At 47.6% G+C, this 11,461-nt stretch carries 8 protein-coding genes; all 8 read left to right on the top strand.

Going from position 1 to position 11,461, the window contains the following annotated elements:
* Positions 1–92: 92 nt before the first annotated feature.
* The 8 genes from BN1938_RS15245 (at position 93) to BN1938_RS15210 (ending at position 11,127) form a co-directional block, all read left to right on the top strand.
* Complete coding sequence (locus tag BN1938_RS15245) at positions 93–1,229, top strand: ComEC/Rec2 family competence protein (RefSeq protein WP_050641415.1); 1,137 nt, start codon at positions 93–95, stop codon at positions 1,227–1,229.
* Between the two features lie 115 nt (positions 1,230–1,344).
* The gene (locus BN1938_RS15240; RefSeq protein ID WP_050641414.1) at positions 1,345–2,148 is read left to right on the top strand and encodes a type II toxin-antitoxin system HipA family toxin; all 804 of its coding nucleotides are present in this window, start codon (positions 1,345–1,347) and stop codon (positions 2,146–2,148) included.
* Positions 2,149–2,658: 510 nt separating this feature from the next.
* Positions 2,659–4,809, top strand: coding sequence for a hypothetical protein (locus BN1938_RS15235; RefSeq protein ID WP_050641413.1), 2,151 nt, complete (start codon positions 2,659–2,661; stop codon positions 4,807–4,809).
* An 11-nt stretch (positions 4,810–4,820) separates the two neighbouring features.
* Positions 4,821–6,116, top strand: coding sequence for an ABC transporter substrate-binding protein (locus BN1938_RS15230; protein WP_197278221.1), 1,296 nt, complete (start codon positions 4,821–4,823; stop codon positions 6,114–6,116).
* Positions 6,117–6,139: 23 nt separating this feature from the next.
* Positions 6,140–7,006, top strand: a complete 867-nt coding sequence (locus BN1938_RS15225) for a carbohydrate ABC transporter permease (protein WP_050641411.1) — start codon at positions 6,140–6,142, stop codon at positions 7,004–7,006.
* Complete coding sequence (locus tag BN1938_RS15220; RefSeq protein WP_050641410.1) at positions 6,999–7,826, top strand: carbohydrate ABC transporter permease; 828 nt, start codon at positions 6,999–7,001, stop codon at positions 7,824–7,826. Before BN1938_RS15225 ends, BN1938_RS15220 begins: the two co-directional genes overlap by 8 nt.
* Positions 7,827–7,900: 74 nt before the next feature.
* On the top strand, positions 7,901–9,439 hold the full coding sequence (locus tag BN1938_RS15215; protein ID WP_050641409.1) for a response regulator transcription factor: 1,539 nt from the start codon (positions 7,901–7,903) through the stop codon (positions 9,437–9,439).
* The gene (locus tag BN1938_RS15210; protein WP_050641408.1) at positions 9,436–11,127 is read left to right on the top strand and encodes a histidine kinase; all 1,692 of its coding nucleotides are present in this window, start codon (positions 9,436–9,438) and stop codon (positions 11,125–11,127) included. Before BN1938_RS15215 ends, BN1938_RS15210 begins: the two co-directional genes overlap by 4 nt.
* Positions 11,128–11,461: the final 334 nt, after the last annotated feature.

Genomic DNA, 11,461 nt, shown 5'->3' with positions numbered 1-11,461 from the left:
CTGTCTGATATGGCAGAGTCTCCTTTGCGTATACGCAGGGCTTATGAAGAGGGATACCGGAAAAGACAGAATTATAATAAGGGGATGGATCAATGGACAGAAGAAACTGGAAAAAGAGAATTCTGGCTCTTATACTGCCGGCCTTTCTGATGCTTTTTGGATTTGCATCAGGTGCGCAGCAGGCCGACACGGTAAAGGCAGCAGGTGGGAATAACAGGCTGGAAGTGCATTTTATGGATGTAGGGCAGGGGGACGCCACACTGATTATGACGGACGGCCATGCCATGCTGATCGATGCAGGAAACAACGGTAAGGGTACGGCGGTTCAGAACTATCTGCAGAAACAGGGCATCAAGAAACTGGATTATGTGATCGGTACACATCCGGATGCCGACCATATCGGGGGGCTTGACGTTATCATATACAAATTTGACTGCGGAAAGGTTCTGCTCCCGGATTACCAGAAGAATACGAAAACCTATGACGAAGTAGAAGACACTTTAAAAGCTAAAAGCTATCGGGCGGCGCATCCGGCAGCAGGGGATACTTATCAGTTGGGAGACGCGGTATTTACCGTAACCGCGCCGGCTGATAAAAAATTTGACAACGCCAACGATTATTCGATTGCAGTACGGCTTGAGTACGGAAAGAATGCATTCTTGTTTGTGGGTGATGCAGAGGAGGATTCCGAGAATGAGATGTTGAAAAGTAAGCAGGATATCAGCGCCGATGTGTATAAGGTGAGCCATCATGGGAGTAAAACGGGAACATCCGAAGAATTTCTGGAGAAAGTAGATCCCAAATATGCCGTGATCAGCTGCGGGGAAGACAATTCCTACGGGCATCCCCACGCAGAGGTTCTGAATCTGCTGCGCCGGGAAGGCGTCCAGGTATTCCGTACAGACGAGCAGGGTACCATTGTGGCTGTTTCCGACGGCAGGAAAATCACCTGGAACATGTCCCCGGACGATAGCTGGAAGGCCGGTGAACCAAAGGGAACCGCCGGCGATCAGGACAGCGGTAGTCCGGGCACTGTGCAAAAGGCAGAGAAAAAGGCAGCAGGTACCAGGAGTGTGGATGGATATATTTTAAATACCAGTACAAAGAAAATCCATCGGCCTTCCTGCAGCAGCGTAAAAAAGATGGCGGAAAAAAATAAAAAAGAGACGGACAAAGAGATAGAGGAACTGAAAAAGGACGGGTATAGTCCGTGTAAAAAATGTCTGTAACCACAGAATAGGATTAGGGGGACGCCAGGCGGACTGTAAGGTCTTACTGTCTGAAGGGATATCTCCTGCGGTTGTCCGCCCTGTAGAGCGGCTTGGTATTGTTGGGAGTGCCGGTATGGGGGCATTGGAGTACTATCCGGAATTAATGCAGCTGGATGCTGCGCAGCGATTGAATTTTGACAGGCTGTCTCAGGAATGTGAAAAGATTTTGAAAGAAGAAGAGAGTAATGAACTGGATACATTATTTAAATTAGGCGGATCATCAGGCGGAGCAAGGCCAAAGGCATTAGTTTCCGTGGACGGTGCTTCATGGATCGTGAAGTTCCCTTCTTTATATGACCGCAGGACAATAGGGGAAGAGGAATATTGTTATATGAAGTGTGCCGGAAAATGCGGAATAGATGTACCGGAAGTGAGATTATTTCCATCAGAGTACGGTAAGGGGTATTTTGCAGTAAAGCGCTTTGACAGGGGAAGCAGGGGCAAAGTGCACATGATTACGGTAAGCGGGCTGCTGGAAACTTCCCATAGAATCCCCAATCTGGATTACAGGGATTTGATGAAATTAACATATATTTTGACAAAAGATAATCGCCAGCTGGAAGAGATGTATCGAAGAATGTGCTTTAATGTCTATGCACATAACCGGGACGACCACGCAAAGAACTTCTCATTTTTATATGATGAAGAGAACAGCAGATGGATACTTTCTCCGGCGTATGACTTAACTTACAGTAATTCTATTGTCGGAGAACATGCAACCTGTGTAAGCGGGAATGGAAAGAATCCAGGAGTAAAAGAGCTTGTCGGGACAGGGACGGCGGCAGGAATTGCGCAAAGCAGAGCGATGAGGATCGCAGGAGAAGTGGAAGAGATTGTGGCATATGAATTAAGGGGAATTCTGGATTCATATTCGTAGGCGGGGCGTATAAAATGTAAATGATGTGTGCAGGAGTGTATTTGTAACAGTTTAGGCCTGCTTGAACTGTTACGTGTATTTCATGAAATGTAAGCAGAGCCTATTCGTAGTTTGGGGCAGTGTGCCGATTACTATGGATAGGCTCTTTTTATTTTATAGGGAAGTTTGCCTATCAGATAAAAATGCTCTCCCGGCGGGATGTGCACTGTGGCGTAAGAGGCAGGTGCCGCTATGCGGCCGCCGCAGGCACGAGTTTCGCAGGCAAAAACTTATTTTTGTGCAATTTGTATAAAGTTTTTTGGGTTTTTGGAAAAATGATAAGAAAATGAAAGAAAAATATCATGTTTTGTGCGGATATGTTGATTTTTTTGATTAACTAGTGAATATAAAATAGAAATATCTTATTAAGATTTTATACTCATCAGAGCGGTTATTAATTTTAAGACGTAATAGGAGACGGCGAAAATAAGATCCGTATCAGATGAAAAGCAAAGAAAGGGGGCATGAAGCATGCACAGTCTGAAATTCATCAGCTGGTATGAAACGTTTCTGGGCGAGGATGGCCCGAAGGTTTATGCGGAGACTGTTTTGGATAAGCGGGAGATGAGAACGGTTCATATGTTTCAGATTTCAGGCAGCGAGATTACGGTTGAAGATGCTATTTTACAAAAGGATGATAAGGTTAAGGTCATCCGCCGTGTTCGTTCAAATGGAAAAGCAGATACAGGAATTGAAAAAAACGGGATTGCATTCGGTATGGAGATTCTACTCGGGGAGGGAAAACAGTTACGATACGGCATTCCTTCCTGCCGGTATTCTTCGGGACAGGCGGGGAAACATACTTATATGGAGGAGCGGCTGACGGCACCGGTCATTATGGCATATGATGAAAGTGCCAGGACAGCAGTATCTGTGGCCAGGACCAGGCCGCCTGCGGATACGGGAAAGGAAGAACGAAAGACAGGAGACTCCCGCTATCTGCACGAGACGGAGGTGGGATCTCTTGGATATGAATGGCAGGAAGGCAGGGAAAATATCCTGTGTGCCCGCTGGCCATATGAGGAGATGGAAAAGAGTGTGGCGCTGGATGCCAAGGGGACCCCTGTTCAGGCCTTTTACCCTATAACCGGGAATGCCTGGGAGATGGAGCTGCATTATGAACTCCAGCAAACCTGTGACAGAACATTTACTGACGGTTTGTATCACGTTTTTAAGGGGCTGGCAGAGCACTTTGAAACTGAAGGACACCGTACAGTCAGCCTTCCGTTTACTTTGGAGGAAGAAATTATCTGCCGTGAGACAAGCCTCATGCGGAGCTATCGGGAATTTGGAGATGACGGGGCGGGATTTTTCTTTCATTTTGATCCGCGCAAGGGGTACGGTTCCGAACCGTCCGGTTTTGGAACCTCTTTCAATACAATACCCCACAGCACGTATGTACACATTCTGGAATACGGTTTTACCGGCCGGCAGAATCATACGGCGCTGATCCTGGCCAGAGATAAAGGCGGTGAATGGATCGAAAAGGGGGAGAAAGTAGTGGACTTTTTCCTGAAGCACTGCATGAAGGAGAACGGATGGGTGTATTCACTTTATGACCTGGAACGGGAGGAGCCTTTCTTTTCCTTTGGGGATCCGGATGCTCCAAAGCTTCATTATATGGATTACCGGGGAGCAAAAGGGAACTATCTCAGAACAATGACGGAACCGGTAAATGATGTACTGGAATACTGCAAATGGTATCGGGAACAGGGGCGTGTTAAGCAACAATGGCTGGAGGCTGTCATGCGCTACGCAGACCTGCTGGTCTCTCTGCAGAATGAGGATGGTTCCTGGTACCGGGCGTACGAACCGGACGGTACTCCTGTTTTTATGCTGGAGGAACCGTGGATGACAGAGCAGGAAAGAGAACGGGGCCGAAAAGCCGCGTCAGCCATTCCGATCGTGTTTCTTTGTAACCTGGCAGAATATCTGTCCGAAGGGGAGTTCAGTACAGATGCTGCGAATACAGAGCCGGCCGGTTCGAAACGATCCGTCTATCTGCGCGCCGCAGTGAGGGCCGGTGAATATGTCCTTTCCAGGGGATGCAGGGAAGAACTCTTTCAGGGAGGCACGCTGGATAATCCCAATGTGGTGGATAAAGAGGCGGCACAATATGCGATGGCCGGATGCTGGCGCTTATATGAACAAACCGGTGAGAAACGGTTTCTGGATGGTGCGGTGACGGCCGGGAAACAGTTCGTGACATGGAATTATATCTGGAATGCACCGGTGAAAGCGGGAACAGTTCTTGCTGAAAAAAAGTTCCGGACAAAGGGAATGGGAGCCATCAATTCCATCTGGTGCGGAGGCGTGGTCGATATCTACTCCCTGTTCCATATCCGGGAGCTGTATCTAACGGGCCGGGAGACAGGGGATGAATTTATGATCCGGATGGCCGACTGGATCAGCACGGCCGCACATCAGATCATGTCCTGGCCGGGAGACCGGATGGGATTCGCAGATATCGGGATGCAGCCGGAAGGATTCGGCATATGCCCCCAGGGAATGGATGAGGGAATGATACAAAAAGGAGATATCTGGGGAACACTCGGATGGATTTATTCCGCCGGAATAGACGGCGTGGATAGATATATAAGAGAACTGCCTCAGGCAGAATAAAAGGAGGAAAAATGATGAAGAAAAAAGTATTGAGTTTGATGCTGGCGGCAGCTATGACAGTTACCATGCTGGCAGGGTGCGGTTCATCCAAACAGGAAGAGCAGAAGAAAACAGAAAAGTCGGATTCAGGAGCTGTTGTCCTGAATATGTACCACAGCTGGAGTACTGACTCTGAAAGGGGCGCAGCACTGGATAAGCTGATTCAGGAGTTTAACGAAGAGAATAAGGGAAAGATCGAGGTGGAAGTGACCGTAAATCCGGATTTCCCGGCATATCAGGAAAAAGTAAAGACCATGATCTCCACAGATACAACGCCGGATATCTTCCATTATAATTTTAACCCGAACGATCTGTCCAGGCAGGAATCCGGCAAGCTGATGGATTTTTCAAAGTATATGGATGATGAGTGGGCGGAAAGATTCGGTGAAGGGGATCTTGAGACACTGACCGTGAACGGGGAAATCTCATCCATTCCATTTGAAAAGGCGGGAGCAGTTTTTTATTACAACAAAGAACTTTTTGCGCAGGCAGGAATCGAAGAATTCCCTGACACGTGGGACGGACTTCTGGATGCATGCGCAGCATTAAAAGAGAAGGGAATCACTCCATTTTCCCTGTATACGGCGGACGATGCCTGGTATACATGTAATTTATTCACTTATCTTGCGGCAAGTTATGCAGGAACAGAGACGCTGAATGAGGGCGGAAGCATTGACACTCCGGAAATGAAACAGGCGGCGGAAATGCTAAGAAAATTCTGGGATTATACGACAGGGGATGCAATCGGGGCCAATTACTCCGTAGCCATGAATAATTTTGCTTCCGGCAAGACAGCCATTGCTATTGATGGACCGTGGCTGATCGGCTCCCTTTCAGAAATACAGGATAAAATCGGAATTGCGAAGGCGCCTACATTTGGCGATGGAAAAGTGGCTGAGAATTATCTCGTGACGGACGCACAGACACCGTGGGCAGCAGCTAAGACAGATGATCCGGAAAAAGAAGAGGCCATCGTTGCATTTATGAAATATATCACCTCTGAAGAAAGCGTGAAACAGCTGACACTGGAAGGTGCAGTTTTCCTTTCACCGAAGCTGAATATGGAAGACCCGGATGTAAAGAATACAGAAGGGCTTCTTGGAGAATATCTTGCCCTGAATTCTGTGGTAGAGGGAAGTACAGTTAATATCCAGAGAAACCTGACGACTACGGCAAATACAAAACTTCCGTCTCTTCTGGAAAGCCTTGCACTGGACAGTGTAACTCCGGATGAATTCATAGAGCAGCTGTCCAAAGAAAATCAATAGAAAAAGAAAGGGGCGGACGAACGATGAAAAGACGGCAGACCGTATTATATATGGCGCCTGCAGTGATTCTGATAGTTGCTTTCTTTTTGGGGCCGCTTTGTTATCTGGGATATGTAAGCTTTTTCGAGTGGAACGGACTTGGGCCAAAGACTTTTGTAGGAATCGAAAACTTCCGCTATGTATTCTCAGATCCGGTATTCAGGATGGCGTTTAAAAATACTGTTATCTGGCTTCTGTCAGCCCTGTTTTTACACATTCCCTTCGGGCTGCTTCTGGCGCTGCTTTTAAATAAGCAGCCCAGGGGATGGAAATTTCTGCGGGTGATGTATTTTATTCCCAATGTAATTTCAACGACGGCAGTTGCCTTTCTGTGGTATTTTATCTATCATGTTGATGTGGGACTCTTAAACAGTGTGCTGAAAAGCCTTGGGCTGGGAAAGCTGGCACATGCATGGCTGAATGATCCGGGAACCGCACTGATCTGTAATCAGGTTCCGTTTATTTTCTATGTAGGGCTGACAATGATTATATTCCTGACCCAGTTGTCTACCGTGCCGAAGGAACTGAAAGAGGCTGCCATGGTGGACGGCGCCACAGGATTTCAGATTGATATTCATGTATATCTGCCAATGATGAAACCGGCAGTCATTACGAATATTATGCTGAACCTGGCATTTTGCCTCAGGACATTCGAGTATCCGTTTCTGATGACGGGCGGCGGGCCGGCTAACAGTACAACGAATCTTTCTTTATATATTTACAGGGAGATGGTCGGATCCAACAGGTATGGGATATCTATGGTAGCAGGACTGATTACCGTACTGCTTGGTTTTGGGATTATGCTGCTGGTTAATGTGCTTCAAAGAGAAAGGAGGAGCCGTCATGAATAGCAGGAGAACACCGGGGCGCACAGTGATGTACATATTTCTTGCTGTGGTGCTTGTCTTTATGCTGGTACCGTTTTTATGGCTGCTGGTTTCTTCCTTCCGGCCCAACGCGGATCTGTTCAACGAACCGTTTGCGGTGCCGAAACATCTTTCGCTGGAGAACTTCAGGGCAGTGATGGAAAGCCATCCGATGGTATTATACTTTTTCAATACGGTGGGAGTGGCAGCCCTGGCAACGGTTATTTCGATCCTGTCAGCCACTTTGGCATCCTACGCCATGCTGTACAGATTCAGCAGCAGAAAAATCCTGACCGTACTTTTTTCCATGTGCCTGTTTATTCCAACCAATGCATTTCTGGTTCCGTATTATGTCATGATCAATAAAATCGGACTTTATGATAACATTCTTGGCATAGCGCTGGTGTATGCGGGCGTGAACCTGCCAATGAGCCTGATGGTTATACGGGGGTATATGGAGACGATTCCTGGAGAGCTTCTGGAATCGGCAAAGATAGACGGCGCAACTGCGGGACAGGCCTTTCGGAGGATTATACTGCCGGTTTCGAAACCCGGCATTGTTACGGCATGTGTATTTATCGTCATCAATTCATGGAATGAACTGCTCTTTGCAAATCTTTTGAACCAGAGCGACTCTTCCAGAACGATCCAGGTGGCGATCCGATCCTTTTTAACAACCTTTGAGGCCAATTATGCCTATGCGTTTGCTGCGATGGTGATTTCCATACTTCCTACCATTGTGATCTATGCAATGCTGACTGACAAGATTATAGGGGGGATGACAGCCGGCGCCGTGAAAGGCTAGTGCATCCCGGCGTAAATACTTCGAGTATAAATCAAAGGGGGCAGACCCCTCTGGTTGTATAGGGAGAATGTCTTATGAAAATTATGATAGTGGAAGACGAGGATAATATTCGTGAGGGACTGGTCTCTCTTCTGGACTGGAAGAAAGCGGGCTTTGACCCGCCTGCCCTTTTCGGGGGGGCGATCGAAGCGCTCGAATATCTGGAAACGGAAAAAGTGGATGTTGTTCTGACCGATATCTACATGCCGGTCTTAAGCGGCCTGGAGTTTATCAAGATGATACGGAAGGAGAACCTGACCTGCGACATCATCATTCTGACCGGGCATGACCGGTTTGAGTTTGCGCAGGAAGCCGTGGAGCTGGGGGTGAAGAGGTATCTGTTAAAGCCGGTATCCCCCGAAAAGCTGAAGCAGGTACTCGCGGACATCAGGAAAGACATTGCGGAGCGGATGAAGCTCATGGACTGGATTGCGATTGCCGAGAAACAGCTGGAAGAATATCTTCCGGTTCTGCGAAACCAATTCTGGAATGACCTGTTGGGGGAACGTTTTGCGGACAGGGAACAGCTGGAACTGGGCGCACAAAAAGCTTCAGTCTGTCTTCCGAAGCGGGAGATTACCTGTGTTGCTATCCGTCATTTTCATCAGGAGTCGAGCCTTACAAGGGAGGTTGCTCTGCGGCAGATTGTGGAGGAGATATTAGGAGATGCAGCTATTTACCTGATGCCCTATGACGGTACCGAGCTGGTGATCATGGAAGGCAGGCTGTTCCAGTTTAAGCTGGAAATCATGAAGGAATCCATTGCGCAGAATCTGGGGTTGGACGTATGCTTTGGCATCAGCAAAACGGGAAAGGAGCCGTTAACGATCGGCCGACTTGCCAGGGAAGCAGTCGAAGCGGCAAAGTCGATCCGGGACATACAAGAGGTGTATTACCTTTATTTTGCAGATATCGCCCTCAAACGTGTGGGCGAACCGGAATATCCCTATGCGGATGAGAAGCAGATCCTGGATATGCTGCGGTTTCATGACACCTTAAATGACCGGTTTTTGCGGACATTTTTCCATAAGGTCATGCCTCCCAAGTACCCGGTGGAGGAGTCACAGGTTATGCTGTTCCAGCTGCTGGTGGCTATGAACCGCACCGCAAACGATATGGGGATAGATGAACTTGACGAGTTCAGAGTTACCCAGAGCAGTATCATGAACTTTGACGGGATAGAAGAGGCCTTTCATCAAATGGCAGAGAGGATGATTCGAAAAAAAAGAAATTCTACCAGAAGATATGCGGAAGTGATCGCCGAACAGGTAAAAGAGATTGTTGACAGGGAGTATTCCAATCCCGATCTCTCCGTTAACAGCCTGGCCGACCGGCTTGCGCTGACGTCTAATTACCTGTCCAGAATATTCCGGAGCATGACGGGCGAGACCTGTATCGAATATATCACAAAGGTACGTATGAATGCTGCAAAGGAGATGCTGGAACATACGGATAAAAAAAGCTATGTGATTGCCGGTGAAACGGGATATAAAAATGCAAATTATTTCAGCGCAATGTTTAAAAAATACACCGGGCTGTCTCCGAAAGAATATCGGGAAAGGAGAAAAGGGTGAAACGCAGATTTAAATCCATAAAAAACAGGATCATGGTTTTTTTTATCGGAGTGGCGGTCTTTCAGATCGCCGCTATGGCGTTGTTTGCGGTTTTCCACCTGCGTCCGTCCCTGACGAAGATGTATGAAGAACATCTGGAAAAATTTACGGAGTCCGCATTCTGGGAAGTCACATCGGCAAAGATGAAGATTGAAAATTATACCGTGAATATGATCGGAGATTCCGACATTCAGGAATTTTTGGAATCCGCGGATAACAGCAGCAGGAATTATGTGCCTTCTATGACGGCCGAGATGCGGAACCGGATTCTGTCCTATACGGATTATGACAGTGCGATTCGGTCGATTTATCTGATCGATAATTTCGGGAGGATGTACAGTAACCTGTCCCATAAGGCCATATCAGGATACCTGGAGTCAAAAGAGGAACTGAGAGAAAGAAGCGACGCATCTGCCGTATGGTTTACGGATTTTGATGACAGCAGCATCGTTGTGTACCGGATTGTGAACAACAATACAACGGATCTGAAGCGTAAGATCGGCGCCATCTGCATGGTAATTGATAAGAGTCTTTTTGTGGACCGCATCCAGCAGCTCCTTCTGGAAGACACACAGAACTACTGCCTGGAAAGCGCGGACGGCAATTTCCGGATCTCGTCTGCTGCAGACAGGGACACATTTTCCGCAGAAAAATATATTATCAGTTCGCAAGATAACCGGATATGGAGGTTGGAAACATGGATAAATAAGGATGAGGCATATGCTTCTATTTATCTGATTTTCAAAATACTGGCTCTGGAGCTGATGGTTCTGCTTGTAATCAGCGTATGTATGGTAATTTATCTTTCCGGCAGGATTACCAGGCCCATATCAGACATCAGAAGTGCCATGAAGCAGATCGGAAAAGGCAATATGGAGGCAGAGGTGCCTGTCAGCGGAGAGGATGAGATCGGACAGCTCGCAGCCACCATGAACCGAATGTCGAAAAAAATAGGAGAGCTGGTGGAAAGGATCAGACGTGAAGAAACCAACCAGCGCCTTCTGGAACTAAAAGCCATGCAGTATCAGATTAATCCCCATTTTCTCTATAATACACTGGATTCTATCAGTATGTTTGCCCGGAAGAACCATGATGAACAGTGCGAAGAACTGGTGATTGCGCTTTCTGACTTTTTCAGGATCAGCTTAAGCCACGGACAGGAATTTGTGACACTCGAAAAGGAAGTGGAATATGCGGAGTGTTATCTGGAAATACAAAATATTCGTTTTCCGGAACAAATCACATGGGATGTCACCGTTGAAGAAGGGCTGAAAGAGATCAAAATCATGAAGTTTATTTTGCAGCCCCTGGTAGAAAACAGCATTTACCACGGTATCCGGGATGCCGGCCGAAAAGGGCATATACAGATATCCGCATATCGGGATGCCGGCGGCCTGGTCTTATGTGTTCGGGATGACGGGATCGGCATGCTGCCGCAGGAACTTACGGAGCTCATGGCAGATTTAGAGTCAGAGGAAATCAGAGAGAAGGATATCCATGAGGGCGGCTTCGGACTGAAAAATGTCCACCAGAGACTGAAACTGATGTATGGGGAGAAAAGCGGACTGCAGATACAAAGTGAATGGGAGGAGGGGACATGCATCACCATATATATACCATCCAAATCTGGAATTAGCGGCGAGCTTTAGTTTCGGCGCGGATGGGGGCGCTCCATAAAGGGATAGCCGAAAACCTCCCGGAGAACATCCATGTCCTTTCAAAAACGCGGCCGCGGACCTAAGAAATTCTAGGCGGGAAACAGCCCTGAAAATGGAGCACCACTGACACATCACGAGAAATCCGATGATTTCTCGCGCTGGGTCAGCTGATTTTTGGATTCGGAATCCAAAAATCTCTCCATTTTCAGGGCTGTTTCCCACCAAGAATTTCTAAGGTTCGCTTTGAGCGTTTTTGAAAGGACATGGATGTTCTCCGGGAGGCTTTCGGCTATCCCTTCATGGAGCTGGCGCATCCAACCGGCAG

The sequence above is a fragment of the Eubacterium sp. SB2 genome (assembly GCF_001244405.1).
Taxonomy (GTDB): domain Bacteria; phylum Bacillota; class Clostridia; order Lachnospirales; family Lachnospiraceae; genus Faecalicatena; species Faecalicatena contortus_B.
Note: the sequence above shows the minus strand (reverse complement) of the source record. Positions and strands in the feature narration are given on the sequence as shown.

What these genes read in the sequence shown, in the direction of transcription:
- BN1938_RS15245 (WP_050641415.1), top strand. Translation starts at nt 93, where the DNA reads ATGGACAGAAGAAACTGGAAAAAGAGAATTCTGGCTCTTATACTGCCG.
- BN1938_RS15240 (WP_050641414.1), top strand. Translation starts at nt 1,345, where the DNA reads ATGGGGGCATTGGAGTACTATCCGGAATTAATGCAGCTGGATGCTGCG.
- BN1938_RS15235 (WP_050641413.1), top strand. Translation starts at nt 2,659, where the DNA reads ATGCACAGTCTGAAATTCATCAGCTGGTATGAAACGTTTCTGGGCGAG.
- BN1938_RS15230 (WP_197278221.1), top strand. Translation starts at nt 4,821, where the DNA reads ATGATGAAGAAAAAAGTATTGAGTTTGATGCTGGCGGCAGCTATGACA.
- BN1938_RS15225 (WP_050641411.1), top strand. Translation starts at nt 6,140, where the DNA reads ATGAAAAGACGGCAGACCGTATTATATATGGCGCCTGCAGTGATTCTG.
- BN1938_RS15220 (WP_050641410.1), top strand. Translation starts at nt 6,999, where the DNA reads ATGAATAGCAGGAGAACACCGGGGCGCACAGTGATGTACATATTTCTT.
- BN1938_RS15215 (WP_050641409.1), top strand. Translation starts at nt 7,901, where the DNA reads ATGAAAATTATGATAGTGGAAGACGAGGATAATATTCGTGAGGGACTG.